This window comes from Bacteroides sp. An19 (assembly GCF_002160215.1).
In the GTDB taxonomy this organism is placed as follows: domain Bacteria; phylum Bacteroidota; class Bacteroidia; order Bacteroidales; family Bacteroidaceae; genus Phocaeicola; species Phocaeicola intestinalis.
Genome location: NZ_NFKD01000018.1, coordinates 14,426 through 39,882, shown reverse-complemented (window position 1 = coordinate 39,882; position 25,457 = coordinate 14,426). Strand labels below are relative to the sequence as shown.

Annotated in this window: 26 protein-coding genes, 1 tRNA gene and 1 pseudogene; 15 read left to right on the top strand and 13 right to left on the bottom strand. The window is 45.0% G+C overall.

Annotation, left to right across the window (positions count from 1 at the left end; genetic code table 11):
• Nucleotides 1-490: 490 nt before the first annotated feature.
• From B5F25_RS09065 to B5F25_RS21655, 5 genes are all read right to left on the bottom strand, one after another.
• The gene (locus B5F25_RS09065; protein WP_087249096.1) at nucleotides 491-1,381 is read right to left on the bottom strand and encodes a hypothetical protein; all 891 of its coding nucleotides are present in this window, start codon (nucleotides 1,379-1,381) and stop codon (nucleotides 491-493) included.
• A gap of 8 nt (nucleotides 1,382-1,389) precedes the next feature.
• Complete coding sequence (locus B5F25_RS09060; protein WP_087211430.1) at nucleotides 1,390-2,373, bottom strand: hypothetical protein; 984 nt, start codon at nucleotides 2,371-2,373, stop codon at nucleotides 1,390-1,392.
• Between the two features lie 33 nt (nucleotides 2,374-2,406).
• Nucleotides 2,407-2,874, bottom strand: coding sequence for a DUF6557 family protein (locus tag B5F25_RS09055; RefSeq protein WP_087249072.1), 468 nt, complete (start codon nucleotides 2,872-2,874; stop codon nucleotides 2,407-2,409).
• 249 nt (nucleotides 2,875-3,123) lie between these two features.
• Nucleotides 3,124-3,573, bottom strand: a complete 450-nt coding sequence (locus tag B5F25_RS09050; protein WP_087249070.1) for a DIP1984 family protein — start codon at nucleotides 3,571-3,573, stop codon at nucleotides 3,124-3,126.
• A gap of 38 nt (nucleotides 3,574-3,611) precedes the next feature.
• Nucleotides 3,612-3,938 (bottom strand): hypothetical protein, encoded by a 327-nt coding sequence (locus B5F25_RS21655; RefSeq protein WP_162614384.1) that lies wholly within the window; start codon nucleotides 3,936-3,938, stop codon nucleotides 3,612-3,614.
• 38 nt (nucleotides 3,939-3,976) lie between these two features.
• Between B5F25_RS21655 and B5F25_RS09040 the strand changes: the two genes are divergently transcribed.
• Nucleotides 3,977-4,906, top strand: coding sequence for a DNA-processing protein DprA (locus B5F25_RS09040; RefSeq protein WP_087249067.1), 930 nt, complete (start codon nucleotides 3,977-3,979; stop codon nucleotides 4,904-4,906).
• Between the two features lie 26 nt (nucleotides 4,907-4,932).
• A complete protein-coding gene (locus B5F25_RS09035; RefSeq protein ID WP_087249065.1) occupies nucleotides 4,933-5,907 on the top strand; it encodes a DUF6557 family protein in 975 nt (324 codons plus the stop codon).
• 70 nt (nucleotides 5,908-5,977) lie between these two features.
• Here the strand turns inward: B5F25_RS09035 and B5F25_RS09030 are convergent, their stop codons facing one another.
• Both B5F25_RS09030 and B5F25_RS09025 read right to left on the bottom strand, forming a co-directional pair.
• Nucleotides 5,978-6,721, bottom strand: a complete 744-nt coding sequence (locus tag B5F25_RS09030) for a hypothetical protein (protein WP_087249063.1) — start codon at nucleotides 6,719-6,721, stop codon at nucleotides 5,978-5,980.
• Between the two features lie 144 nt (nucleotides 6,722-6,865).
• Complete coding sequence (locus tag B5F25_RS09025) at nucleotides 6,866-7,384, bottom strand: hypothetical protein (protein ID WP_204429485.1); 519 nt, start codon at nucleotides 7,382-7,384, stop codon at nucleotides 6,866-6,868.
• Nucleotides 7,385-7,559: 175 nt separating this feature from the next.
• Here B5F25_RS09025 and B5F25_RS09020 point away from each other — a divergent pair, with 175 nt between their 5' ends.
• The 4 genes from B5F25_RS09020 to B5F25_RS09005 all read left to right on the top strand — a co-directional run bounded on the left by B5F25_RS09020 (nucleotide 7,560) and on the right by B5F25_RS09005 (nucleotide 12,237).
• The gene (locus B5F25_RS09020) at nucleotides 7,560-8,525 is read left to right on the top strand and encodes a WYL domain-containing protein (RefSeq protein WP_087249059.1); all 966 of its coding nucleotides are present in this window, start codon (nucleotides 7,560-7,562) and stop codon (nucleotides 8,523-8,525) included.
• Nucleotides 8,513-9,058 (top strand): 3'-5' exonuclease, encoded by a 546-nt coding sequence (locus B5F25_RS09015; protein ID WP_087249056.1) that lies wholly within the window; start codon nucleotides 8,513-8,515, stop codon nucleotides 9,056-9,058. The genes B5F25_RS09020 and B5F25_RS09015 overlap by 13 nt, the downstream gene beginning before the upstream one ends.
• A 136-nt stretch (nucleotides 9,059-9,194) precedes the next feature.
• The gene (locus B5F25_RS09010; protein WP_087249054.1) at nucleotides 9,195-11,645 is read left to right on the top strand and encodes a DUF262 domain-containing protein; all 2,451 of its coding nucleotides are present in this window, start codon (nucleotides 9,195-9,197) and stop codon (nucleotides 11,643-11,645) included.
• A 16-nt stretch (nucleotides 11,646-11,661) separates the two neighbouring features.
• Nucleotides 11,662-12,237, top strand: a complete 576-nt coding sequence (locus B5F25_RS09005; RefSeq protein ID WP_343206229.1) for a metallophosphatase domain-containing protein — start codon at nucleotides 11,662-11,664, stop codon at nucleotides 12,235-12,237.
• A gap of 174 nt (nucleotides 12,238-12,411) precedes the next feature.
• On the opposite strand, the gene B5F25_RS09000 is transcribed toward B5F25_RS09005, so the two are convergent.
• From B5F25_RS09000 to B5F25_RS08990, 3 genes and pseudogenes are all read right to left on the bottom strand, one after another.
• Nucleotides 12,412-12,954, bottom strand: coding sequence for a hypothetical protein (locus B5F25_RS09000; protein ID WP_087249051.1), 543 nt, complete (start codon nucleotides 12,952-12,954; stop codon nucleotides 12,412-12,414).
• Between the two features lie 29 nt (nucleotides 12,955-12,983).
• Nucleotides 12,984-13,370, bottom strand: a pseudogene (locus B5F25_RS08995) (integrase); the annotation flags it as partial.
• A gap of 614 nt (nucleotides 13,371-13,984) precedes the next feature.
• Nucleotides 13,985-14,058: transfer RNA gene (locus B5F25_RS08990), tRNA-Ile, on the bottom strand.
• A gap of 159 nt (nucleotides 14,059-14,217) precedes the next feature.
• Between B5F25_RS08990 and B5F25_RS08985 the strand changes: the two genes are divergently transcribed.
• The 3 genes from B5F25_RS08985 (at nucleotide 14,218) to ribF (ending at nucleotide 18,207) form a co-directional block, all read left to right on the top strand.
• On the top strand, nucleotides 14,218-16,863 hold the full coding sequence (locus B5F25_RS08985) for a calcium-translocating P-type ATPase, PMCA-type (protein WP_087249049.1): 2,646 nt from the start codon (nucleotides 14,218-14,220) through the stop codon (nucleotides 16,861-16,863).
• 102 nt (nucleotides 16,864-16,965) lie between these two features.
• On the top strand, nucleotides 16,966-17,169 hold the full coding sequence (locus B5F25_RS21650; RefSeq protein WP_162614383.1) for a hypothetical protein: 204 nt from the start codon (nucleotides 16,966-16,968) through the stop codon (nucleotides 17,167-17,169).
• Nucleotides 17,170-17,280: 111 nt separating this feature from the next.
• A complete protein-coding gene (gene ribF / locus B5F25_RS08980) occupies nucleotides 17,281-18,207 on the top strand; it encodes a riboflavin biosynthesis protein RibF (RefSeq protein ID WP_087249047.1) in 927 nt (308 codons plus the stop codon).
• Nucleotides 18,208-18,245: 38 nt separating this feature from the next.
• Here the strand turns inward: ribF and B5F25_RS08975 are convergent, their stop codons facing one another.
• The 3 genes from B5F25_RS08975 to B5F25_RS08965 form a co-directional block, all read right to left on the bottom strand.
• Nucleotides 18,246-18,611 (bottom strand): helix-turn-helix domain-containing protein, encoded by a 366-nt coding sequence (locus tag B5F25_RS08975; RefSeq protein ID WP_022040156.1) that lies wholly within the window; start codon nucleotides 18,609-18,611, stop codon nucleotides 18,246-18,248.
• Nucleotides 18,612-18,615: 4 nt separating this feature from the next.
• The gene (locus B5F25_RS08970) at nucleotides 18,616-18,912 is read right to left on the bottom strand and encodes a type II toxin-antitoxin system HigB family toxin (RefSeq protein ID WP_022040155.1); all 297 of its coding nucleotides are present in this window, start codon (nucleotides 18,910-18,912) and stop codon (nucleotides 18,616-18,618) included.
• A gap of 149 nt (nucleotides 18,913-19,061) precedes the next feature.
• The gene (locus B5F25_RS08965) at nucleotides 19,062-21,170 is read right to left on the bottom strand and encodes a glycoside hydrolase family 97 protein (protein WP_087249045.1); all 2,109 of its coding nucleotides are present in this window, start codon (nucleotides 21,168-21,170) and stop codon (nucleotides 19,062-19,064) included.
• A gap of 383 nt (nucleotides 21,171-21,553) precedes the next feature.
• Here B5F25_RS08965 and B5F25_RS08960 point away from each other — a divergent pair, with 383 nt between their 5' ends.
• The 6 genes from B5F25_RS08960 (at nucleotide 21,554) to B5F25_RS08935 (ending at nucleotide 25,456) form a co-directional block, all read left to right on the top strand.
• Nucleotides 21,554-21,970: a DUF3836 domain-containing protein gene (locus B5F25_RS08960; protein ID WP_087249043.1), complete on the top strand. Its 417-nt coding sequence runs from the start codon at nucleotides 21,554-21,556 to the stop codon at nucleotides 21,968-21,970.
• Between the two features lie 44 nt (nucleotides 21,971-22,014).
• Nucleotides 22,015-22,857, top strand: a complete 843-nt coding sequence (locus B5F25_RS08955; RefSeq protein ID WP_087249041.1) for a type II CAAX endopeptidase family protein — start codon at nucleotides 22,015-22,017, stop codon at nucleotides 22,855-22,857.
• Between the two features lie 12 nt (nucleotides 22,858-22,869).
• Nucleotides 22,870-23,484: a DUF2975 domain-containing protein gene (locus tag B5F25_RS08950; RefSeq protein WP_087249039.1), complete on the top strand. Its 615-nt coding sequence runs from the start codon at nucleotides 22,870-22,872 to the stop codon at nucleotides 23,482-23,484.
• Between the two features lie 182 nt (nucleotides 23,485-23,666).
• Nucleotides 23,667-24,311 carry a DUF2975 domain-containing protein gene (locus tag B5F25_RS08945; protein WP_087249037.1) on the top strand — a complete coding sequence of 215 codons (645 nt, stop codon included), beginning with the start codon at nucleotides 23,667-23,669 and terminating at the stop codon, nucleotides 24,309-24,311.
• A 27-nt stretch (nucleotides 24,312-24,338) separates the two neighbouring features.
• On the top strand, nucleotides 24,339-24,989 hold the full coding sequence (locus tag B5F25_RS08940; protein ID WP_087249035.1) for a DUF2975 domain-containing protein: 651 nt from the start codon (nucleotides 24,339-24,341) through the stop codon (nucleotides 24,987-24,989).
• 14 nt (nucleotides 24,990-25,003) lie between these two features.
• Nucleotides 25,004-25,456: a DUF2975 domain-containing protein gene (locus B5F25_RS08935; RefSeq protein ID WP_022040148.1), complete on the top strand. Its 453-nt coding sequence runs from the start codon at nucleotides 25,004-25,006 to the stop codon at nucleotides 25,454-25,456.
• The last annotated feature ends 1 nt before the right edge of the window (nucleotide 25,457 follow it).

Sequence of the window (25,457 nt, the reverse complement as noted above, 5' to 3'; positions counted from 1 at the left end):
TGTAAAGGTAAGCATAGAAGACCATATTTTGACTGAAGTCGGAAACCTGTTTTTATCGCATATCATAGAGATAAGAATTCATCTGGATATGGCAATCTCTCGTTAGTCTTTTAGCTCATTCTGTAATCTGCAAAAAATATATAATACTATTTTGCACGATAGAATGATTGTCATAAAACCAATATAAACCTTCTCCCAAGATGTGAATTTTCTTTTCGGTCGACCTAATACATTTCTCAAATGTTCCATTATATTCCAATTTAAGTTAGGGGCAGAGATTGTCAATACGGCATTCCTTTTGCAGGAATACCAAGACAAAGACACAGGTAAAGCCAAAGTCCAAGACCGGATGTTTTTTATACCCATAAACATCCGCCGTTTGTTAGTTAGACATTCTATGTTCTAATTCCTAAATAAAAGCGACAACCTCCTGCCCCATCAAAGCCGTGATTGGCATCCATTGAGATGCTGGTTCGCGACACCTTGTTCTTTATTCTTCAAGCCGACTCAGGCGGTCATAAGTTTCTTGCAAGGCTTCCGGTACATTGATTTTCAACTTAGAGATGCGTTCCTGCTCTTTCAGTTGCCATTCTTTGTATTGGGTGAAAAACGCCATGTAGCATTGTTTTTCACGTTCTAATTCCTGCTTGAACTGATGAGTATTTTCTAAAGTCTGTTTCTCGGCTTGTTTTTTGATAGCAAACTTCATTTTGTTCAGTTCCCGTTCATTCTGACGATGCCATTTTTGAAGCTCGAAAAACACTTCTTCTACTTTTTGCGGTTCGACGGAAGGGACATGAGCATAAATCAGTGTGTCTTTTCCATTGCCATCGGTGCTGTATGGCTTCATGATTCCGTTTTGGAGTTCTTCACGAGCAGAAGAAAATTGGCCTCCGGGATGGATGTATTTTCCAATAGTAGCAGCTATGGCTTCCAATTGCAGATAGCGGTTACGCTCTTTGATATTCATCTGAGCGATGATATCCGCTTCCGTCGTTTCCTTCGGATAGGATGGACTGGAAGGTATTTCGACTCCTTGAAACGTACACCATTCTTCAAATGTAAAGTTTGCTACTTGTTTCAATTCCCTGTCTTTAGCCTTGACTGCTTCCCTCATCCAAGCGCAAAAAGCGTTCATTGCAGCTATGTTTTCCAAAAGCGGACGCACCTGGGCTAGCATATTCCCGTCATAGCCGACACAGATGGTTTTCCCCGATTCGGAAGCCGAACCTACAATATCGACTTTTGTGGTCACAAAAGTCATGTTTTTCAACTTTGCCTCATTCCCAGCTATGACTTCTTGTGCCAAATCCGCCAAATGCGATGCCGATGTGGAAGTTAGTCCATGTTCACTGAAGAATACTTCATTTATTTTTTCCATAATAACCATTAATTGCATTTGGTAAAAATGTCTATCCGAAAAATGCCTGTCGGCATGGTTGGAACGTCAAACATCGTCCATTTTATCTGAGTGCTTTCCTGTTTCATCTCTATACAATCATGGAAAACATTTAAAAGTTCACGGACAGGGTCATTATCATCATCGTCAACCTTCCTGTTATAATAAAGAGCAAAGATTAAATTAGAAACATCCTCTAATGAAACATATTTTGCCGGAAGGAATTTTCGTATATTTTTTAATTCAGCCTTCAAATAATCAACGCTTCCTGATAATGTAAAGTAGTCAATAAACTTTGTACAAGAATGATAACCCAAGAAACTTCTCACATCATTAAGGTCAAAACAAATCAGACTGTGCTTTATTATCAGACTGAAAAACGAGTTCGCGATATTAGCGACTCTTTTGTTTGCTTCTTCAAACAGTTCAGAAAGCGTATGGCAAGGCAACGCATCATAATCCACAACGAAAATTCCGTCAGCAATTTTTTCCAATTCACCAAGCAACTTTACAGCATTCCTTCTCTTTTCCATACCCTCAGACGAATGCGGCAAAGTGGCAACTACCAGTTTTACCTTAACTTTCAAATCAACGGCTTTCTGAAGAAAATGTTTGATACATCCTTCTCCTGTTCCTCCGCCCAAGCATACAATAAAAATAGACACAAGTTTGTCTGCAAGTATTTGCTTTAAACACGGCAACGATTTCTTACATTCTGCCTCTGCCAAACGTCTGTCCTTTCCACTTCCTAATCCGTCAGTGCCAATGAGATACTTATGAGCGAGAGATAATTCTCTCATTTCCTTTTTATTCATACCAAACACGTATAAATTCGTATCCGGCAGTTCATATTTCTGCATTTTTTCCACAATTCTTCCGGCTCCGCCCCCAATTCCGATTATTGAGAAGGAACAAGTTTTGGGTTGAAAGTCAAAAAAGTCAAACACAGGCTTAGTTGAATCATTCTCTTCCATATAAGCAACAATTTATTATAATAAGTTAGTTAGTCAAAGTCTTTTCGATGTATCCATTACTGCCCCTTGATATTGGAATATTCTTTTCCGATTTTCTTCCGCCATCTCTTCCGTCCCGCCAAAGTAAGTGATTTCCCACAGCAAGCCTGCGACAAGCTCTTGTGGCGTGATCACGATATCTTTTTCTACCACCACTTCCATACCAGCTATTTCCGACCACGAAGGGTAGCAGGCCATAGGGCAGTCGAGGTGATTGTCTGCTTTGTCGTATACAGAACAGTTCATATCTATCATCGGGCTACAGGTTTCCCACCGCCATACTAAGCGGATATAATATTGGGATGATTTTGTCTCCAACGCTTGGACGTTCTGATAAATTCTTTCCCATTTGTCCAAATCGAGATGTTCGACCAGTTTCGGTTCGTTGGTCTGCCATAAATTCAGGAATGCCGGTCTGATTTCGGCAAAACTGAATTGCGAAAACAGTTCCTTGAATGTCATAACACTATTTTTTATCATGATACTAATCCCCTCAACCCACCCTCGTCCTCTTTCCAAAAACAATCGGCACAAGGTAATGCGTAATAATCTTCCCCCAGGGGTCGTATGCGTGAATGCGTTTGTACGCTGTGTTGGAGATGCGCAGTAATAACCATGCCTCTACCAGCTGCCACCTTGGTTTGTTGCCCCTGTCATACGACAAAGAAGTGCCGCCATTGCCTGATAAAAGAAGGACTACACCTTATTTTATTAAATTAAATCAACTGACCAATTCAGGCTTTGTAGCTTCATATCCAGACTTCGGAGTTGTTTGGAATAGTTGTCCGTCACCCTTCTCAATTCACCCACATCCACCGTGCGGACATATTTTATCTCCTGTCGTCCGTAACGGTCATTTTCAACAACGTGCTTCAAGAGGTCGCGCATTACTGTCAGACGCAACTTCAATGCGTCTTTGCGGGCAATCATTTGAGTGAGAGTTTCTCCTTCGTGCACGGTTTGCATGTTGGTGTGGTTAATCCGATAAACAATCCCCTCGAATTGCGAAAGGCATTCATCCAATTCTTTATACAATTCGTTCACGTTCTCAGAAGGTTGGTCACCTTCCTGCACCTTGGCGCTGTACTTCAGTCGGCTCTTTAATTGGTCGATTCTGTTTTGCAGGTCAGCGCGGATGCTTAATGCTTCTGCCAGTTTCATTCTATTCCTCCTATTTGGTTTGATGGTGCAAATATCCGTCATGAAAGTGCCAAATCGCAGCACAAGGCGGAGATATTTTTATTTCTATTATAATTTTTCGAACCACATGTAGAGTAATGCAAACGAAAGCAGACGAAAAAAATAATCAGCCTATGCTCCGATTCGGCGCATCGAAAGGTTTCCTTTGCCGCAAAATAAGAAGCTGTTTTGAATTTCTCCAAAAAGTTTTTCTTGGCTTGATGTATCCGTTTTCGTGTGTGCTTTGGGCGATTTTTTGGTCCTTTCCGCTCCTGTTCTTCGTCAGATAGCCCGCTATCTTCCTCATCACAGAAGCGAAAATGCCTCAAAAACTCATCCCAAATCATCGCACGATAAATTCAAAACAGCTTCTAAATATCGTCTTATGAAAAATAGAGAAGATTGGAAAGAGACTGTCAAGAAGGGGCAAAATAAAATAGAGGCATGGAGGGTTTCTTGCCTTTCAGTAGAAGAACTATTATGCCTGCAATTGTTGGGGTATTCTTCCAAGCAACTATATGAAGACATGGAAGGCGAAAGATATTCATTGAAAGAAACGGCTTCCATGTCCATCCGCGAACTCGACAAGGCAAAACGGATATTGGACAGGCAGACAAAAGCAGGAGTGATTACCATCCCTTATCATGAGGAAGCGTATCCTCATCACTTCCGCAATTTATGCCAAGATGCACCGCTGCTCGTCCACGTGCTAGGGAATAAGGATTTACTCAACCGTGAAGACAATGTGGCTATCATTGGTGCCCGTGCTGCGGACAAAGATGGATTGGACATGGCATACGGACTTGCCAAACAGATGGGTGAACAAGGACATATCGTCATCAGTGGTTTGGCCTTGGGATGCGATACGGCTGCCCACCGGGGTTGTCTTGATGCGGGCGGACAGACAATCGCAGTGGTGGCCTCGGGCCTGGACATCACGCATCCCAAGGTGAACAAGTCTTTACAGGATGAAATAATCGCCAAGGGCGGAGCCATCCTTTCCGAACATCCTTTCGGCGTGAAAGCTAATCCCACAAGACTGGTGGCGCGTTGCCGTATGCAAGTTGTCTTGACCCAATCGGTCATCGTGGCTCAATGTCCCATCATCAGCGGCACGATGTATGCCGTGCGCTTCGCCCAAGAATATAACGGAGTCCCCTTTGGATGGGAAAACAAGGTTTATTCTGTCCGGTATGATACGCAGAATGAACTAAACTCCGGCAATAAGTTCCTGCTCGATTATAACTTGGCTCTGCCCATTAAACCTGGGCAGGAGGTCACATTAGGCAATGATAATAAGCTTGTTATCGTATAACATTCTACTATAAATAACTATTAATTATGACACTAAAAGAATTACTAACGCAAGTCGGCTTCGACGAGCTTCTTCCGGATCTGGAGAAACACGAGCCAGAACATCTGGACAACCTCTATGACTTCCGCGAGGCATACGACATTCTTCGTAACATGAAACCTGCAAATAATTTTGAAGGTAAAATCTTTGTAGAATGGCATGGCGGAGAATGGGAAGATGAAGAAAAATGGATTGGCGTAAGCCCGATGCACGACTGTACTTGGGAAGAAGATTTGGCCAAAGAAATTGTCGTGGCCGATGATATACACCTCACTGATGAAGAGCTTGCCATGCATTGCTTGTGGGAAATCACTTATTGGGGATTCTCACCTGACGAAAGAGAAGAAACATGGCAAAGAAAATTTGGGCCAAAGGTTTTGACTAATAAGTATGAAGTTGCTTTGGATAAACTGGAGGAAAGCATCTGGCGGCATCAGACTCCACGCCGACTACGCAGCAAGGGGAAGGACGGACGGCGTTATGTTACGTGGACAAACGCGCGCGATTTCTTTAATAATCGCATGAACCGCTCAAAACGAAAGCGAGAATACCGTCAAGACAAACGGGAAGAATATCTGCGCAAAATGGCCGCACGAGAGAATTTGGTAAGGACACTTTCTGCCGAAGGTAGCAGTTTCCGGCGAAACGATGTGGAGTTTCTACTCAATGTCCAATACGGCAGACAGTATGATTACCACTCGGTTACGCAGAACTCAGATTCACGCCTCACCTACATTCTGGAGTCAATGACCCAATATCAGCTGCTCGACCTTACGAAGTATGACAGTGCCGTTATCTTCATCCGTTGTCCTTCTCACTGCCCGCTGGATGAAACGGAGCTTGAGACCTTCCGTAAATCCGTGATGCAACATCTTGGATACACAAACATGTTGTTTGGTACGCAGACAGAAAATTATGAAAAAGAGGAAGTAAAGGTTACGCTGTTATTGAACAAAAAATAAGTTTAAGACAGGGACGCCAATATACCGATGTCCCTGTCTTATCTTAGGGTTATTGCCGATAATGTTTGTTTTACTCCCACCACTCCCTCATCTTGTAAAGACGTATCCGGTAATATAGCCGCTCCATCTTGCGGACATATATCTTCTCGCCATAATAGAACTTGTCGGGAAGGCCGTCTTCTTCATCACTTGGTGCAGGCGCTTCTTCATAAGCGCCCACTAGAGTGGAAGGAACTATATTCTTTACATTTCTGGTATTCATTCGTTCAATCTGTTGCCGGGAGATGTGCAGGCCATCTCCTTTGATATGTTGCAGCAGGCTGATGCAAATATCTATCCAGCGGTTGAAGCTGAAGTTACCATTCTCGTTCGCTATCAAAGAATGTGAGAAGTAAGCCCTCATACAACGCAATTTGGCACACTCCAAAGCATACAGATATTGCCAGTCATATTGCGGGTCGTGGGCGGCATGTTCCACCAACTCGTCAATGAGCGGTTGCAGATGTTCTTTTTTCCATTCGTTGAAACGCTTGCGGTGATACCACAAGCCACGCTCATAACTTGCGGTAGCCATTTTTTCGGAGTTTCTTTCTTCTTCCGTAGGCTTATGGCCGTTGCTGTGGCTGTATGTGTTCCATTCAGCAAATACCGTTACCCATTGTTCAAACTCCTCATCGGAATACAGTTCCTTCGGCCTGCGCATCCCTCGTCTTAGCAAATCCTTTTTCTCTTCTTCCGACAAATACGACACGTCAGCCAACGGATAGCTGTAATCACTTTGGCTTAAACCTGACAACATCTTAGGTTCGTCCATATTATTCTGCTGTTTTGAAATTATAGATTGGCTTTATCACATTCATAATGTCCACCGTATCACGAATGTTTCCGATGATTTCATCCTTGTGATGCGTCCGGTACCATGTGGGACGGAACAGCTTTCTATCGTTTTCATTTTACTTTATGAAAGAATACGTATCTTTAATTGTTTCTTTTCGTCTTCAACCAATTTATCCCACAGGCGTGAACGCTGCAGGGCGGATGCCGGAATATAATCCTGGTATTTCTCCAGAAACTCCATGCTGTACAAATCATCCCGGTTATAACAGTCGATGATTTCACTCCAATCCCAATATTCGGCAAACTGTTCCAAGAGCGCGGGAGTCAGTTCCACGCTTGAATTACCCGACAATTTAGACCAGTTCCAACAATTCTTGTATTTTCCCAGATTTTCAGCCGTAAACAGATGTTCGTTGTCGGAACCGGAAAGCTCATCCCAATCTACTTTGTTCTTGAACTTCTCTATCATGGATACAGTCCAAAGAATGTTCCGATTGTCGGAAATCTCTTTCCACGACACCTTGTCCTTGTACTTTTCCAGCAGTTGCTCATTCCACGCAAACTCGCTTGACAGTTCTTTCCATGCGGCTTCTTCCAATACCTTAGCCATAAAATCGTTGTTCCAGTTCTTTGTTGCCATACTACTTGTCATTAAAAGGTTTAACATCTATTCTGCCGCAAAGTAAAGAGTCTTAAATGCCAAAACGCGGCATAACATAAAAGAAATGCAGGAAAAGAGAAAAAATTAAGATTGGGCTACGATTTGGCACAGGAGAATACGTAACTTTGTGGCATAACCATAAAATGATAGTAGCATGGCAGCAAATCTTTTGGGACGATATGTCTGGCTGATGGACATTCTGCGAAGACATAAGCGTTTGACGTTTGAGGAAATCAACGAACTTTGGCAGGAAAGCGGACTGAGTTATGGCGAGGAATTGCCTTTGAAGACTTTTCATAACCACAAGAAGGCTATCAAAGACATATTCGATGTATATATAGAATGTGACCGGAAGGATGGATACCGTTATTATATTGATGAGCCGGAACGCATCGAAGGAAACAATCTGCGCAGTTGGCTCATCAGTTCATACGCCACATTGAATCAGATAAAGGCAGACAATAAGTTGGAAGAGCGAATTATTTTTGAAGAAATCCCTTCAGGACAGACTTGGCTGACCTGCATTGCGGATGCCATGCGGCGTAATCGAGTATTAAGCATTACGCACCAAGGTTTTGGCAAGCCGGAACCCAGCACGTTTGAGATTGAACCATACTGCCTGAAAGTTGCGAAGCGTCGTTGGTACGTGGTGGCACGTAGCCTGTACTATTCGGAGCGAAACAAAGAGAAAGGCATTAAGCCTGCTGATGTCTACCGAGTGTATGCTCTCGACCGTATTTCAGACATTCAGGACACGGGCAAGACATTCAAGATGAAAAAGGAATTTGATATTAATCACTATTTTGAAGGATGCTGTGGAGTAATCACTTCAGACGCCCCCATCCAACGTATCGTGCTTTTGGCTTATGGTGGTTTTGCCGACTATCTACGTACTTTACCTCTACACGAATCGCAACGGGAGATAGAGGGTGATGATGAGTCCACACTCTTTGAATACCATCTGAAGCCGACTTTTGACTTCTATCAGTTGGTTCTTGCCCAAGGCGACCAAGTAGAAGTGCTGGAGCCGGAATCCGTGCGCAACGAAATGCGCAATTTTGCAAAAAACATGTTGGACTATTACACTTGGAAAGAGGAGGATAAACCATGCAAGGAATAAATTTCATAGCCATCGATTTTGAGACAGCTACGGGCAAACGTGCTTCCATCTGTGAGGCGGGCATCTGCGTGGTGCGTGACGGAGAGATCGCAGAAACCCGTTCGTGGCTTGTCCGTCCGCAAGGGAACAGCTACAGTTATTGGAACATGCAGATACACGGTATCCGACCGAATGATACCGTCAATTCACCGGAATTCCCGGAAGTGTGGGCGGAAATCTGCGGATACCTTAAAGACATACCAGTGCTTGTGGCCCACAATGCCGCTTTTGACATCGGTTGCATCCGTCATTCGTTGGAACTATACGGCATTAAGAAGCCTGACATTACCTATTATTGTTCCCTCCGTGCCGCACGCAGACTATACAACTTCGGTTGCAACAGTCTGGATTACCTTTGCGACCAATTCAAGATATCTTACGGGCAACACCACCGGGCAGGCAATGATGCCGAGATGTGCGCACGGTTGTTTCTAAGGGAGATACAGGATGCAGGCGAATTGAAAAAGGTGGAGAATTGTGGAGGGAAACTATAAATGCAGCTACTTTTCATCAGACAGAGTCTTTTCATCAGACAATATAGGTGTCATAATCCTGATAAAAGAGAGGGGAGCTATGTATGTCAATTGTTTCTATGCAAAATAAATGATTTAATTAATAAAACATGTTTATATGAAAACAGAATGGACGTTGAAAGAAATGTCGAATTGGACAAGGATCGATTCAGAAGTAAAAATCCCGGCTATACAACGAGGGTTAGTATGGAAACCCCATCAGGTGGAGTTGTTGTGGGACTCTATCCTACGCCAATTCCCTATCGGTGCTTTCACTCTTTCGCATTTGCACACAGAGGGTACAGATATATATAACCTAATTGATGGGCAACAACGTTGGAATGCTGTGGCCTTGGGATATGGTACTTTCTCGCACGAAGATTGTATCTTATGGTTTGACCTAAAACCCGATGATAAAGTGTGGGGTAGTAGTAAGACAACCAGAAAATACATCATTCGTGCCACCACAAAGGCACACCCTTGGGGTTATAAGGCTAACGATGACTGCACTACGCTTAATACGGCGCAAAAGAGAGCTGCGCTTCAGGAATTTGGAGTAAACACAGGCAACGAATACGAAGGCACAATCAGCCTGACTGAAACTTATCCTATAGAATCGGGATTACCCATTCCTCTGTGCTGGATGATAGTCGCAGGTGAGGAGCATGGTGAGGACAAAGATGGCTTTGCGAAATGTATCATGGACAAAATAGAAGAAAACAAAACATCCAGAAAGTTCAAGCTGAAACAAGTGGACGAAATAAATGATGGCTTGATAGTCAAGTACTATGAAGCATTCAAGAGACTGTCGCATTATAAGGTTCCGACCATTAACATACTCCAAGAGACCATCGAAAATGAAAGCGAAGATAAAGGTGAGGCCGGAGCACTCTCGGACATAGAGATACTTTTCAACCGTATCGGCACCGGTGGTACACCGATCACCCAAAGCGAGTTGATGTACTCAGCAGTAAAGGCTTATTGGCCGGAACTGACGGAAGAGAACGATAGATTGGCAACACTCTACATGCCTCCGCATACACTGATATCATTGGCTTTCCAACTCGTACTCTCTACTACGGGCAAGGGACTTGAACGAGCACCATCTGTGGCGAAAATCAGAAAGTTGGCTGGTGACGATGGTGTACGTAAAGCAATAAACGAACTGTATTGTACTGATGGGAAAGGCTCTATAATGAGCCACATATTAGTTACAGTAGACCATTGGCTGACCAATTATGATAAGATACCTAAAGTATTAAGAACCACAATTGCCCGTAAGTCGCCCGAAGTGTACCTGTTGCTGATGATATTTGCCAAGTGGAAAGAAGAGGGACAGATAGATCCGATATTAAAGGAAGAGGCACTATTTCGAGCAACGGCTTACTATCTTCACTGGATGGTCGGCGATAAGTTTGGTGTGGCAAATAGTATATACAAGGCTGTGGCAAACAATCCACTAAACGAATGGAGAACCATTATAAAGCGAGTGTTGTTGGTGTCGTGTGTGAAAGGGACGATTATCCCCTTGTTGTCGCCAGAAGCATTTAGGAGCTTGTTTATAATAGAGGGTGATAAGAACTGGCGACCTGATGGGAATGGGCGCGGCAGTATGCCGTGGTGGCCGCTGTGGGAAACCGTCTCTTACAACGAAGAAATGCTACTCTACGCGCAACGGGAATATATGTGTAAGAGATTTCCTAATTACGACCCAGCACGGCAAGATTTATGGGAAGACAAAAACAGACCTTGGGATTTCGACCATATCATACCTCAAGACTGGATACACAGACAAAGAAGTTGGAGACAGGCATACACTGATTATTGCAAGGCTTGGAAGGATAACAATGGGAACATGGCTGCCATACCATTTTGGGTGAACAGGGCAAAAAGTAATGAGGCAAACTGGGAGGAATATAAAGAGAATCCTACAGGCTTGTTGGCTGATGATGATATATCCGATTTCGACGAACTATTTAATGCAATGTTAAATAGTGATGCAAAGCAGGCAAAGTGCTTCGCAGAAAAGACTTTCACTCGTATGTGCAAGATATACAAGGAAGTATATGCTCTACTTGAGCCAGTAGATTTTAGGGTAGGAGGAATTACTTTCATCGAAAAAGGAGGAACAAAAAACCGTAATGAAAGAATGACGGCTATTCGCGATATATTGGTAAAGGAAGGTTTTACTGCAGGTATATACTACCTTTACGATAATATTGAGTATCCTCAAAACGATATTGATGACTGGACTAGGGAGTGGATGTCGTGCGGTTGCATTACTGAAAACAATTATTATGCAGCTTTTACGATGGTACTATATCAAGATGGAAGCATTGGCGACCAAATAGAGATAGGACTGAGACGGTTGCCCCAAACTGCTGAACGTTCCGGGAAAGTAACAGAAGGGCAGTTGCAGAAGTTGAGAAGATACGAAACATACGAGTTGTATGAGGATAATAATTCATGGTGGCACATTTGTAAAGAGATTAGCATAAACACGGATAATGATATAATAATCAATGAACTAAAAGAATTAGCAAAATTCGCATCTAAGGAGTTGCAATAAGTATTCAATTTGAATAATGATGACCATCCTCCACATCTCTGACACCCACAGTCAGCATCGGCGGCTCACCCAGCTGCCCGATGCTGACATCCTTGTACATTCAGGGGATTTCACCATGAATGGAAGTGAGCAAGAAGCCATTGATTTTATGAACTGGTTTTGCGACCTCCCTTATTCCTACAAAATTTTTATCTGTGGCAATCACGATGCCTGCCTATATGGAGCCAAGATAGACGGGTTGGATAAGAATGTGTATTACCTATGCAATTCCGGTGTGACAATTGATGGCGTTAATTTTTATGGCGTTCCCATGTTTATGGAAGATTGTATCTCTGAACGTCAGAGCCGTAACTATGCCGCCATACCTGCCGACACGGATGTATTGATTACCCATTGTCCGCCCTATGGCATTCTTGATTTTGACGATGGGATAAACTATGGTTCGACAGAACTTTTAGCGAGAGTAGAAGAAATAAAGCCTCGCTTGCATCTGTTTGGCCATATCCATAAACAGCATGGCGTAAAGAAAGATGGTTTAACTATTTTCTCAAATGGTGCGATCATGAATGGAGATTACACGTTCCGAACCTGATTGAAATCTAATGAAAGTATTGATTATTCAGAAAGGGGTATTTAAGGAAATGGCGGCGAAGTTCAGTCGCTTTTCCGAACTTTGCTTTTTAATTTGCTAACAAGTTGTTGGTAAAGACTGGAGCATGTTAGAGGCAGAAAACCGTCCATATTGGATGGCATCGCACATGACACTTCACGCGACACAATATACAATCAACCCTAATGCCATCGTATAAACGAACAAAAATATTACCAAAACTTTCATCCAGAAGTCAGAGAACCAAACACCTTCATTCCGCCTAAGGATTTTGCGCATATTGGATTCATGTTCCGTTAGCATCTTCGCCTGTTCGGAACGGTGATTTCCCAGCATGGTTTTCCATGTCTCAATGGCTTGGTTTAAGAGCTGTTGAAGCTGGACAAGATGTTCGAATTTTATAGTTGCCTTGAACCGCGTGTTTCGTTCTGCTTTTACAATCGCATTGCAAATACCGTTAATGATATTGCCGGAACTATCAATAGCAGTTTTCAATATCATTGCAGTATCACGCTCTGCTTTAATAGCATCCTGAAGGTCTTGATGGATTTTCAGCAATGCCTCTTTTGCTTCACGGATTTCTGTGAACCGCTTGTCTGCATCCTGCTTTTCAGCCTCTATCTCATGGCTGATTCCAGCCTTTTTCAACATATCATCAACGTTTATTGATGGAATGATTTTTGATTTTCCAATTCCCATGATTCTTGTCTTTTAATAGTTCATATATCAATAAAGGATTGTGACTTGGTCATGTTTTCTTTGGATAGCATCACACCCTCACCCATGATACATTGGCGTACCATTTCAAATGTCAGGATGCCACCCTTGTTCAGATTCATCAGCATTTCTTTGTATTTGGGAACAAAGGTATCTTTCCACTCTTTTTGAAGTTTGTAGTTCTCGCTCTTGCATTTAGTCGCATTACAGATGTCTGAGAACTTTCTTTCAGTGAAAGAACTTCCGACAGTAAGATAAAAGAATTTGCGGTCTATCGTGAAACGGAGAGATAACGGAAACTCGCACGCGTTTTTCCTGCGAGTACGTGAGTCCAACACGACAGAAACAGAACAGTTCCGTTCCTTGAAAAGCGACAGGGACTTTGTCAGTTTTTCCATTGCATTCATTGTTTATGTTCAACATAACCTCTGAATACAGACGCTTTGCAATGTGAGGCATACATATACAAAACACTGCATATAACCACAGAGTCCCTATCCTTTAGGCGGATAAAAACATTGTCGTTATATGCAGCGGTGCAATCTCGTTGTCTTCTGTCGCTGACTGGTAACCGGGCTTATGCTAATCGGTCTCAACCCCTGGAGCAACTCTCGCGTTTCGTTTGTCATAGAGTACCCTCCGACTGGCACTCCCTCTACGCATTGATTCATCGGAATGGGATAACCCTCCCACGGCGGTTAGGCAAACTCACTTTTCCTTTTCAAGAAAGAGCACCACCAAGGTCATGGCTTGCCACAAATGCATTATGCGATACAAAAGTACGATATTATTCTATAAATCAAGGTGTAAACAGAATATATTTGAGTTTATTTAACCGCCAAGCAGAGTCATATTAACAGAATATTTCAATGAATTATGTTATAGAATGGCATGGGATTTCATAGAATTTCTATGTGTAAACAGAACCTACTCAAACCGTTTGTTTACGCATTGTTTACGCAGACAAAGAAAAAAGCACTTGCGATTTCTCGTAAGTGCTTGATTACTAACGTGGACCAGCCAGGGCTTGAACCTGGGACCTCCAGATTATGAGTCTGTTGCTCTAACCAACTGAGCTACAAGTCCTATTAGAAGTATCCCTTAAAAACTGGTGCAAAAGTAATTGTTTTGACTGACTTTTGCAATACTTAAGCGGTTTTTTTGCAAAAAAAAACTAATCACGAGCAATGCTTCCAATATATATTGTATTTTTGCGGCACTTAAATTAACTAATAAACAGGCATTATGTCACAAAAAACTAATGAACCGCACCTGACTGGATTGTCTGATCAGGAAGTTCTCTCCAGTCGTGAGAAGTATGGAGTCAATCTTCTGACTCCTCCCAAACGACCATCTATGTGGAAACTGTATCTGGAAAAATTCCAAGACCCTGTTATCCGGGTGTTGTTGGTCGCTGCAGTCTTTTCACTTATCATTTCTATTATTGAGAATGAATATGCCGAAACCATTGGCATTTTCTTTGCTATCTTTTTGGCTACAGGCATCGGATTCTATTTCGAATACGATGCAAACAAAAAGTTCGACTTGCTGAATGCAGTGGGCGAAGAAACTCCTGTTACGGTTATCCGAAACGGGAAGGTACACGAGATTCCCCGCAAAGATGTGGTGGTAGGTGATATCGTCATTCTGAACACGGGTGAAGAAGTGCCAGCCGACGGTATCTTGCTGGAAGCCGTATCGCTTCAAGTGAATGAATCGAGTCTGACAGGAGAATTGATGGTAAACAAGACTACCGTGGAAGCTGACTTTGACGAAGAAGCTACTTATCCTTCGAACAGCGTGATGCGCGGTACAACCATTACTGACGGGCATGGCATGATGCGGGTAGAACGTGTGGGCGATGCTACTGAAATCGGTAAAGTAGCGCGCCAGGCTACGGAGCAAAGCCAGGAACAGACTCCGCTGAATATTCAGTTGACCAAACTTGCCGACTTGATTGGGAAAATCGGATTTACGATTGCGGCACTTACCTTTATTATATTTACCTCGAAAGATCTGTATGCTTACTTGCAGGTGAATACAATAAGCGACTGGCATCAATGGCTTGACATCGCCCGCATTGTATTGAAATACTTCATGATGGCGGTTACCTTGATTGTCGTGGCTGTTCCCGAAGGCTTGCCGATGAGTGTTACGCTTAGTCTTGCCTTGAATATGCGCCGGATGTTGAAAACCAATAACCTGGTGCGGAAGATGCATGCTTGCGAAACAATGGGTGCCATTACCGTAATTTGTACGGATAAGACCGGTACACTGACACAGAATCTGATGCAGGTATATGACGCAAAACTGGATGAAAGCCAACCCGACCTGATAGCAGAAGGCATTGCGGCAAACTCTACCGCTTTCCTTGAAGAGAAAGCGGCAGGTGAAAAGCCGTCGGGTGTAGGAAATCCAACTGAAGTGGCACTGCTGCTTTGGCTCAACGGCAAGGGTAAGAATTATGAAACGCTGCGGGCAGGTGCTAAAGTGGTAAACCAACTTACGTTCTCCACCGAACGCAAGTATATGGCTACGCTGGTAGATTCGCCTATCCAGCAAAAGCGGATACTTTACGTGAAAGGTGCGCCCGAAATCGTGATGGGAAAATGCAACGTAAGCAAGGAACAGGTAGATGCCAACAATGAGCAGCTGCTTGCTTACCAGAACAAGGCAATGCGTACCTTGGGGCTTGCCTATAAGATAGTGCCCACGGATGCATCGACCGATTGTGCCGAATTGGTAAACGAGGGCGGATTGACCTTTTTGGGCATCTTTGCCATCAGTGACCCGATTCGTCCCGATGTGCCTGATGCCGTAAAGAAATGCCAGTCGGCAGGCATCAGCGTGAAGATTGTGACCGGCGATACACCGGGAACAGCTACCGAGATTGCCCGTCAGATAGGTTTGTGGAAACCCGAAGATACCGAACGCAACCGTATTACGGGTGTGGAGTTTGCCGCTTTGAGCGATGAAGAAGCACTCGACCGTGTGCTCGACTTGAAAGTGATGAGCCGTGCCCGCCCGATGGACAAGCAACGATTGGTGCAACTCCTGCAGCAGAAAGGTGCTGTAGTGGCTGTAACAGGCGACGGGACCAACGATGCCCCGGCATTGAACCACGCACAGGTAGGACTTTCGATGGGTACGGGTACATCGGTGGCTAAAGAGGCGAGCGACATCACCTTGCTCGATGATTCCTTCCATAGCATTGCCACCGCCGTGATGTGGGGACGCTCCTTGTATAAGAATATCCAGCGTTTCATCGTATTCCAGCTGACCATTAATGTAGTAGCTTTGCTGAGCGTATTGTTAGGCGCATTCTTCGGCACTTCCCTTCCGCTTACGGTGACGCAGATGCTTTGGGTGAACTTGATTATGGACACCTTCGCCGCCATGGCACTGGCATCTATTTCGCCCAGCATGGACGTGATGAACGAGAAACCTCGTAAACGTACCGACTTCATCATCACGCCGGCGATGCGCAACAACATCTTTGGCGTAGGGTTGGGATTCCTCGTCATCCTGATGGGTATGTTGGCTTATTTCAAGGGATTACCCGAAGGCTTGCTTCCCAACGGCGAAATGAACGTGCACTACCTTACCGTATTCTTCACGGTATTCGTCATGCTCCAGTTCTGGAATCTGTTCAATGCCAGCGTATTCGGAACCAACCATTCCATCTTCCGTGACGCCAGCCACGCATTGGGTATGCTGAGTGTGGCATTGATTATCCTGGTCGGACAGTTCATCATCGTCACCTTCGGCGGCAAAGTGTTCCGCACCGAACCGCTTCCGCTTATGGAATGGCTTTATATCATCGGCGGCACGTCGTTCGTATTATGGATTGGCGAAATTTGGCGAGGCATCAAGCGTTTGTCTAAGAACTGATAAGTAAGTGTGCAAAATTAAATGAATATTACCAGAAACACAGATTTTCACGGATTAGCGCAGATTCTTTTAATTTAGAAGCTGTTTTGAATTTATCGTGCGATGATTTGGGATGAGTTTTTGAGGCATTTTCGCTTCTGTGATGAGGAAGATAGCGGGCTATCTGACGAAGAACAGGAGCGAAAAAGACCAAAAAATCGCCCAAAGCACACACGAAAACGGATACATCAAGACAAGAAAAACTTTTTGGAGAAATTCAAAACAGCTTCTTATGATTTGACAATTTATCTACTATTTGAGCTTTAAATCGTACTTCGTAAATCGAAAAATAGTAAATTAAAAGAATCCGCGAAAATCTGCGTTAATCTGCGTTTCTGAGCCGACCACATTATATAAACTAATTCTCAACATCTACTTATGGAAATAATCAGTGCCGAAAGCCCATTTGCGTTTCCGCCTTGCGCAGCCACTATCGGGTGCTTCGACGGTGTGCATCGCGGACATCGATACTTGATAGAGCAAGTGCACCGCGAGGCCCAAGCCAGAGGATTGCAGAGCACGCTGGTTACTTTCCCTGTCCATCCCCGGCAGGTCATGCAAAGCGGTTATTGTCCGCAATGGCTCACTTGCCTTCCTCAGAAAAAAGATTTGTTACAGCAAGAGGATGCCGATTATTGCATCCTTTTGCCGTTTACGCACGAATTGTCACTGCTTTCAGCACGCCGGTTTATGGAACTGCTGCACGTCCGTTTCAACGTACAGGCACTGGTTATCGGTTACGACCACCGCTTCGGGCACAACCGGAGCGAAGGCTTCGAGGACTATTGCTGCTATGGGAAAGAGTTGGGTATGGAGGTAATCCATGCCCAAGCGTTGGAAGAAGACGGTCTGTCCATCAGCTCCAGCCTCATCCGCAACCTATTGAAAGAAGGCGATGTGGCGCGTGCCAACCGCTATTTGGGCTATCGTTATTACCTGGACGGGCAGGTGGTAAGCGGCTATCAGGTGGGGCGCAAACTGGGCTTCCCTACCGCCAACCTCCAACCGTCCTGCCCCGACAAGCTGGTACCGAAAGAAGGAGTCTATGCCGTTTACGCGTATGTGGAGGGGAAACGCTACGCCGGCATGCTGAACATCGGCAGCCGCCCCACGATAGGCAACGGCACCGAGCGGAGTATCGAGGTGCACCTCATCGGCTTCGAAGGCAACCTGTACCAGCACGCTCTTCGGGTAGAGTTTGTGCAATACATCCGTGAAGAACAGAAGTTCGAGGGCATCGAGGCATTGATAGCCCAGTTGAACCGGGACAAGGAAGAAATCGCCCGGCTGCTGAATCATATTTGAAACTTATAACCACGTCGCCGCATGAAGCATCTCTTGCGTTACACACCTAATACGATGTTTGCATCAATGCTTAATTTCCGGCTTATCTCACGGGCTACTTTCAGTGTAGGTTCGCATTTCCCGGAGATGTAATCGCTTAGACGTGAAGGGCTGACGCCAATCAGTTTAGCCAAAGACTTCTGGTTCAACCCCATTTCGTACATACGGAGTTTGAGGATGTCGACAAGCGTAGGTTCTCCCAATGCGAAATGCTCTTCCGAATAGTCAGCAACAAGGTTGGACAGCAATTCCAATTCGATGCTGCTAGGGTCATCGAGAGGCGTCTCGTCCGTAACCAACGGAAGAAGTTCCTCGACTCTTTTTACAGCCCAATCGTATTGGGCTTTTGTTTCTATCTTTGTCATAAGTTTAAATTTTAGAGCAATCAGCTATTTTGTCATATTCCGAATGAGTCCCAATGAAACGGATATAAACAAACTTTATCGTGAATTTTATTACTACAATCAGCCTGTAATTATTACCTTTGATATTGAATACGTAATGCTGGTTGCCTACGTTATCCACACTGTTAAACGATTTCTTTACATCGGCAAAACACGTCCATTGGCTCTTCTTGACTATAGTGGCCCATTCTTGCAAAGCCACTTTCGCATCGGGATGAGTCTCCGAATACTCTTTTATCGCCTGTTCTGTAAATATTCTCATTGGGTCGTTTGATTATCACAGCACAAAGATAGGAAAAGAGTTCTGATTTTCAAAACAATATTTTGATATTTATAATTATGCTATAAAAATAGCGGTACCCCGAAAGATACCGCTATATGCAACTCGGTGTTTCCGTGTTCTATTTTTAATTACAGCTCCTTAATGCTGATAGCCACACCGCCGCTGGGCGCGAGGCGTTGCTTCAGCACGGTCTTGCTGGAGACTTTCTTGGTAGAGATGACGTAGTCTTGCGGATTGGTGCGCCAGTCTGCCTTTTTGCCGTCTGCATAAATGGTGGCTTCGTATTTCTTGCCTTCGGTCAGGAAGCTGAGGTCGATAACGGCTTCGCGCGCATTCTCGTCAGTGATGCCGCCGATGTACCATTCGTTCTTGCCTTTCGCCTTGCGGGCTATGGTGATGTAGTCACCCGGTTCAGCTTCCAGAATATACGTATTGTCCCAGTCTACCGCCACGTCTTTGATGAACTGGAAGGCGTCAAGGTGCTTCTCGTAGCTTTGGTACAGGTCGGCTGCCATCTGGAGCGGACTGTACATCGTGACGTAGAGGGCAAGTTGTTTTACCAGTGTGGTGCTCAGCTTCGCCTGGTTCGAGCCGTATTGCGAGAGGTCTCCCTCGAAGATACCCGGCGTATAGTCCATCGGACCGCCCATCAGGCGGGTAAACGGCAGGATGGTGGTATGGTCGGGGCGGTTTCCTTTGAAGGATTCGAACTCGGTGCCGCGTGCCGACTCTTGCGCAATCCAGTTGGGATAGGTGCGGCATAAGCCTGTGGGGCGTACGGCTTCGTGCGAGTTGACCATAATCTTATATTGTGCAGCCGTTTCCGCCACGCGGAGATAATGGTTCACCATCCATTGTCCGTCGTGGTGCTCGCTGCGCGGGATGATGCCACCTACGTAGCCCGTCTTTACGGCATCATATCCGTATTTGTTCATAAAGCGGAAGGCGTCGTGCATCTGGCGTTCGTAGTCGGCCACCGACGAGGTGGTTTCGTGGTGCATGATGATTTTCACGCCTTTCTCTTTGGCGTAGCGTTGCAATTCTGCCACATCAAAGTCGGGGTAAGGCTTGTCGAAGTCGTAGATGAATTCCTTGCTGTAGGCATAATTGTCTTCCCAGCCTTCGTTCCAGCCTTCTACCAATACGGCATCGAATCCGTGTTTCGAGGCGAAGTCGATGTATTCTTTCACGTGTGCCGTGTTGGCTCCGTGATGTCCGTTCGGTTTCAGTTTGGTATAATCTGTTTTGCCGATGACGATGTCCTGCGTGTCGGTATATGCCCATGTCGAGCCTTGTCCCGTAAAGTATTCCCACCATACGCCGACATATTTCGTAGGATGAATCCACGAAGTGTCCGCTAATTTGCAAGGTTCGTTCAAGTTCAGTATCAGATTGGATGCCAAGATGTCGCGAGCATCATCGCTTACTACGATAGTACGCCACGGCGTAACGCTTCCGGTCTGCACGTAGGCTTTCGTGCCATTGCGGTCGGGCGTAAGATGCGTGCTGAGTACGAAGCCTTTGTCGTCCAGATTCAGCTGCATGGCAGGATAGTTCACCAGTGCGGCTTCATGGATGTTGATGTATAACCCTTCAGCCGATTTCAGCATCAACGGCGATTGTACGGCAAGGTTCGGGGTAGCCGAACGGATGGCGAGCGGCTCCTGGCGCACGCTGTCAATCAGGCTTGCCACTTCCGAGAGTTTCGAAGTCGTAGTGGGATATTCGTTCGTATCATAGTCGCCCGGAAGCCAGAACGCCTTATGGTCGCCGGTCAGGCGGAATTCGGTTTCTTCTTCGTTCACCGTAAAGTGGCGCAGTTCTTTCTGCACCGGGAACTCATAGCGGAATCCCAGCCCGTCATTGAACAGACGGAAACGGAGGTTCAGCAGCCAGCCCGTTCCGTTTTGCTTCATGGCGATGAACAATTCGTTATGGCGGTCGCGGATTTCACTGTATTGTCCCCATACGGGCTTCCAGGTAGTGTTGCTTTCCGAAGTTTGTGTATCGGTCACCGTAAAGTTGCGATCGAATTGATAATCGGGACGCACGCTGAATCCCAATTTGCTCTCCTTGATGACGTCTTTTCCTTTGTATTGCAAGGAATAGACCGGTGTGCCTTCAGCCGAAAGGCGGAACTGCAGGGTCAGGTTTCCGTCCGGCGATTTCAGTGTCTGTGCAAACATTGTTCCTGCCCAGACAAGCAGGAACAGGCAGATCATGCTTAGTCGTTTCATAGAATGGTATGTTTTTTAGGTAAAGATTACTCCTTATTATATAATGGTTCACCACAGGAGGGCACAGAATACCATAGAGAGATACGTTTAAATTAAAAGACTCTGTATGCCTCTGTGTCCTCTGTGGTGAGATGTCTTTATATAAAAAACAACTGAAAACCTTAATACACTTAGGCGCGAAAGAAGAAAAACCAATCCCTTTTATCCTTCTCACAAGCCTTTATAACCGCATTTCATTAAAAAATTATCGTTTTTCGATAAATTTTTCTCGAAAATCTTTGGTAGTATAAAAATAATGCCTACATTTGCATATCGAAAAACGATAAATAATTATCGAATAGAGAACAAAACAAGATTAATAAAAACATTAAAGACATACGATTATGAAAAAGACATTTGTTACCAAAGCTATCGCCGCTATCTTCGCAACCGCTATGATGAGTTTCACAACCGCTACCGAAGCCGGTGCACAGAACACCTTTGTTTATGGACAAGACGGAAACACAATGACCGTTTCTACGCTGAATGCCGATGGCATCTCGATTACGCCGAAGCTGAAATACGAATACCAATACGATGCCAACGGGAACCTGGCGGAAAAGAAAGCCTATCGCTGGAATGCCGATAACCGTTCGTGGCAACCCGCTTACCTGCTGAATTACCTTCCTGGCGACGGTATCTACCTGATTGACTATGCTGAATACGACAAGGCTTCGGGCGCGTTTACGCAAAACATCCAGACCAGCATCTACTACCAGCAAGCCGAAAACGGTATGTTATTGACCGACATTCAGAGATAATCCACTTGATTCATTCACCTATTAATATATAAGGAGATACAACTATGGGACGCGTTATTAAACTTTTCATCTATTACCTGCTTTATACGTTCGCATTCACCGGCATCTTTTCCGGAGGCTATATGATAGCCAACCACACGTTGGAGTTTCCCCAATCCGATGCTACGGTTTTCCAGCTCACCATGTGGGCGCAAGTGCTCTCCACTTTGGCGGTAGGTGTTCACCTGCTGGTCTGGAAATATGTAAAGCGTGACCAGTTATCCCTAAGCTTCCCCAATGCCGGCAAGGTGATGCTTGCTTCTATTATCCTCATCGTGGGGATGGGATGCTGGACGAACTACCTGACCGAACTCACCGGATTGCCCGATACAATGGAAGAGATTTTCACCAAGGCAATGTACAACCCGTTGGGCGTTATCTCCATCGTCGTAATGGCTCCCATTGTGGAAGAACTTTTGTTCCGCGGAGGAATGCAAGGACATCTCTTGCGCAAATGGAAGAATCCCCAATGGGCGATTTTGGTATCTGCCCTCATCTTCGGCATCGTACACGGTAATCCCGTGCAAATGTTTTTCGCTTCCATCCTGGGATTGGTGCTCGGCTGGGTATATTACCGCACCGGAAGCCTGTTGCCCTGCATGTTGATGCACTTTATCAATAACGGTACCTCGGTATTGCTCTTCCACCTTTCGGGAGGGGAAGACGAAACCATGACCGAAGCCTTGGGCACGACCGGAGCCATTTGCCTTGCCCTCGTGGGTGTAGTCTTGACCGTATGGAGCATCTGGTACATCAAGACCCGCCTGATTCCGAATCAGATAGCATGGAAAGAAACACCTGCTCCGGCAGAAGAAGTGATTGCATCAGAAAGTAAAGAACAAGTCTAATTTATCACACTTATGAAAACTGTACGCATTTTAGGGATTATCGTGATACTGGCGCTGATAGGAGGTGCTCTTAAAGATGCCATTCCCGGATTTATAGACGGGTGGAACGATGCCGAAGCCGATTCCCAACTAGTCTTGCCTGCCGACTTTAATTCGGTGTCTTTATCGGTAGAAGGATATAAAGACGGGGTTCCCGATAGCCTGTTCAACCGGGCTATGCAAGCCAATGTGCCCTGCGAAGTGAATGGGGTGAACACCTACGTGAAGCATAATTCATGGGTGCATGCCATGGGCTTTGTGATTCTACCTGTTATATTGCTCGTCTTTTATGGAGTTTATTGTCTGATACGCTTGTTGATATCGGTGAGCCGGGGAGAAATATTGATTCGGAAGAACATACGCCGCCTGCGTTTCTTCATTTATCCGATAATGGCATTCTCTGCCTTGTACGAACTTCAGAACTATATCCTTTATCGGATTGCCACCAGCGAGCTGGTATCTTCCGGGTATGTGTTCGATGAGTTCCATTTGAAATATTCGTGGACTTTCATGTTGGTGATTGCCCTCTTGACCGAGATTTTCGCCCAAGCGGTACGCATCAAAGAAGAGAACGATTTAACCATATAAATAAACACTTCCGTTCGGCCTGTTTGCTTGCCTTGAAAAGTAATATATACTTCATCGGCAGTTTCAGTACTACTGAAACTCCCATAGAAGATATATTCAATGGCAAACGCAGATATATTCGTTTGCGGAGGCATGTAAATAGGCTATAACGGGAATTTGAACAGCATTAAATAGTATATCTTATGAAATACATCAGCCTTTTAGGAATCATCACCATTATCGCCCTTTGCGCGGAGTTCGTTTTACAGATGTCTGGCGGAGATGCAATAGAAAGCTTTAATGCCGGACGTGAAACCGGAGCACAACAAGCGGAAAGCGGTGCAAGTTATGTCCATTCTTTCCTTCTTCCTGTAAAAGCCAAAGTCATTCCCGAAGGAATGGAGGGGGAAGCCACCTTGCAACTTGCGGATGGGACAAAGACCGTGCCCTATAGTATTGCCGAAGTAAAATGCGAGGTGCGCCCCAGCTGGTTCATTGCGATAGCTCTTACCTTCGGCTCTTTCTTTGTTGCCCTTATCGGCATCTATTCCATTTATTGCCTGATCCGCTTGCTGATACGTGTGGCGAAACGTGATATTTTTTCCCGTCGCAACGTATACTGGATACGCTGGTTCGCCTACGTCAATGCCGGAGTTTACCTGGGATTGATGCTCTTCGAATGGTTATTGGAGCGCGATGCGGTAAGCCAGCTCCGTATTCCGGGCTATCAGGTCATCGGCATCGAACATACCGTTTACGATTTCAGTTCCTTCTTTGTCATCGTCTTACTGGCAGAGGTCTATGCCGTAGCGGTAAAGATTAAGGAAGAACAGGATTTAACCATCTAAATTACACATTGCAAATTATTACGCCTTATGAAAAAAAGACTAAACCTCATCTGCTTGGGAATTGTGCTCGCCGTTCTTGTCTCCATGTCCTTCTTGTTCAGCACATTCTATTATGGTTTCAAAGCAGGGATTGACGCTTACAAACAAGGAGCGGCGGGAGTGGAAAAGCTTGACGTGACTTACAAGATGATTGGCACGATGCCGACCGATGTCATCACCAACGAAACCGCTACGGCTATCAATGAGAAAGACGGTTCCACCGTGTCTATTCTTCCTTTTATCAGCATGATAGGAATTCCGAACGAAAAAGCGGATGCTACGGATTCTATATTCCTTTCATTGCTGGACTGGATGGTAATGATATGTTGCATTTATGCCATAGTCCAATTCGTCAAAATGATTCGGAACATCCACCGCAACATCATTTTCGATTGGGCGAACGTGAAACGCCTGCGCCGGTTGGGCTTTTCGCTTATCCTCTGCTTCTGTTGCTCGTTGGTGACATTCGCCATCAACAATCATTTGGTTTCTCAAGTGATAAGCTTGAAGGATTGTGACTTTTCCATTGCTTTCCAGTTTTCAGACCCGACATTGCTCATCGGCTTCACCTCCTTGTTGTTCGCCGAGATTTTTGCAATCGGGTTAAGGCTGAAAGAAGAGAATGATTTAACCATCTAAAAAACGGACCGCTTATGAAAACAAAACCCGATAAACAATTGGTGCAATATTGCGAAGCGCTGATGGTGCTCTCTGTCTTTAGCGCAACATGCTTTGGCGTATCGAACATTTTCCCAATCTGCTATGAGTTGGGCAAAGACGCAAGCGACACCTTCATTTGGTTTGCCTTGGTGCAAGGCATAAAGGCATACGCGATGTTCTTCATCGCCGTCCTGACCTACTTTCTGGCACGCAACGTACGGAACGGATCGGTCTTTACTTCCGCCAACCAGCGCATCCTGCTTGCCATTGGCGGCTCGACCGTTATTTCCGGCGCGCTTATCAATGCTATTATCAACTGTTCTCCCCTTGAGATGCCGACCGATACCAGCCTGTTGCTCATCATCATCGGATTGTTCATCGTCCTTGTCTCGCTGATGTTCAAGATAGGCATCCGCATGCAGGAAGAACAGGACCTCACCATTTAAA

Excerpts from the sequence above, each read along its gene's own strand:
- B5F25_RS09005 (WP_343206229.1), top strand. The coding sequence starts at position 11,662 with ATGATGACCATCCTCCACATCTCTGACACCCACAGTCAGCATCGGCGG.
- B5F25_RS09065 (WP_087249096.1), bottom strand. The coding sequence starts at position 1,381 with ATGGAAAAAATAAATGAAGTATTCTTCAGTGAACATGGACTAACTTCC.
- B5F25_RS08940 (WP_087249035.1), top strand. The coding sequence starts at position 24,339 with ATGAAAAAAAGACTAAACCTCATCTGCTTGGGAATTGTGCTCGCCGTT.
- B5F25_RS09020 (WP_087249059.1), top strand. The coding sequence starts at position 7,560 with ATGGCAGCAAATCTTTTGGGACGATATGTCTGGCTGATGGACATTCTG.
- B5F25_RS09015 (WP_087249056.1), top strand. The coding sequence starts at position 8,513 with ATGCAAGGAATAAATTTCATAGCCATCGATTTTGAGACAGCTACGGGC.
- B5F25_RS08970 (WP_022040155.1), bottom strand. The coding sequence starts at position 18,912 with ATGAGAATATTTACAGAACAGGCGATAAAAGAGTATTCGGAGACTCAT.
- B5F25_RS08960 (WP_087249043.1), top strand. The coding sequence starts at position 21,554 with ATGAAAAAGACATTTGTTACCAAAGCTATCGCCGCTATCTTCGCAACC.
- B5F25_RS09055 (WP_087249072.1), bottom strand. The coding sequence starts at position 2,874 with ATGACATTCAAGGAACTGTTTTCGCAATTCAGTTTTGCCGAAATCAGA.
- ribF (WP_087249047.1), top strand. The coding sequence starts at position 17,281 with ATGGAAATAATCAGTGCCGAAAGCCCATTTGCGTTTCCGCCTTGCGCA.
- B5F25_RS09000 (WP_087249051.1), bottom strand. The coding sequence starts at position 12,954 with ATGGGAATTGGAAAATCAAAAATCATTCCATCAATAAACGTTGATGAT.
- B5F25_RS08945 (WP_087249037.1), top strand. The coding sequence starts at position 23,667 with ATGAAATACATCAGCCTTTTAGGAATCATCACCATTATCGCCCTTTGC.
- B5F25_RS08955 (WP_087249041.1), top strand. The coding sequence starts at position 22,015 with ATGGGACGCGTTATTAAACTTTTCATCTATTACCTGCTTTATACGTTC.
- B5F25_RS09040 (WP_087249067.1), top strand. The coding sequence starts at position 3,977 with ATGAAAAATAGAGAAGATTGGAAAGAGACTGTCAAGAAGGGGCAAAAT.
- B5F25_RS08965 (WP_087249045.1), bottom strand. The coding sequence starts at position 21,170 with ATGAAACGACTAAGCATGATCTGCCTGTTCCTGCTTGTCTGGGCAGGA.
- B5F25_RS09010 (WP_087249054.1), top strand. The coding sequence starts at position 9,195 with ATGAAAACAGAATGGACGTTGAAAGAAATGTCGAATTGGACAAGGATC.
- B5F25_RS21655 (WP_162614384.1), bottom strand. The coding sequence starts at position 3,938 with ATGATTTGGGATGAGTTTTTGAGGCATTTTCGCTTCTGTGATGAGGAA.
- B5F25_RS09025 (WP_204429485.1), bottom strand. The coding sequence starts at position 7,384 with ATGGCAACAAAGAACTGGAACAACGATTTTATGGCTAAGGTATTGGAA.
- B5F25_RS08935 (WP_022040148.1), top strand. The coding sequence starts at position 25,004 with ATGAAAACAAAACCCGATAAACAATTGGTGCAATATTGCGAAGCGCTG.
- B5F25_RS09060 (WP_087211430.1), bottom strand. The coding sequence starts at position 2,373 with ATGGAAGAGAATGATTCAACTAAGCCTGTGTTTGACTTTTTTGACTTT.
- B5F25_RS08985 (WP_087249049.1), top strand. The coding sequence starts at position 14,218 with ATGTCACAAAAAACTAATGAACCGCACCTGACTGGATTGTCTGATCAG.
- B5F25_RS21650 (WP_162614383.1), top strand. The coding sequence starts at position 16,966 with ATGATTTGGGATGAGTTTTTGAGGCATTTTCGCTTCTGTGATGAGGAA.
- B5F25_RS08950 (WP_087249039.1), top strand. The coding sequence starts at position 22,870 with ATGAAAACTGTACGCATTTTAGGGATTATCGTGATACTGGCGCTGATA.
- B5F25_RS08975 (WP_022040156.1), bottom strand. The coding sequence starts at position 18,611 with ATGACAAAGATAGAAACAAAAGCCCAATACGATTGGGCTGTAAAAAGA.
- B5F25_RS09035 (WP_087249065.1), top strand. The coding sequence starts at position 4,933 with ATGACACTAAAAGAATTACTAACGCAAGTCGGCTTCGACGAGCTTCTT.
- B5F25_RS09050 (WP_087249070.1), bottom strand. The coding sequence starts at position 3,573 with ATGAAACTGGCAGAAGCATTAAGCATCCGCGCTGACCTGCAAAACAGA.
- B5F25_RS09030 (WP_087249063.1), bottom strand. The coding sequence starts at position 6,721 with ATGGACGAACCTAAGATGTTGTCAGGTTTAAGCCAAAGTGATTACAGC.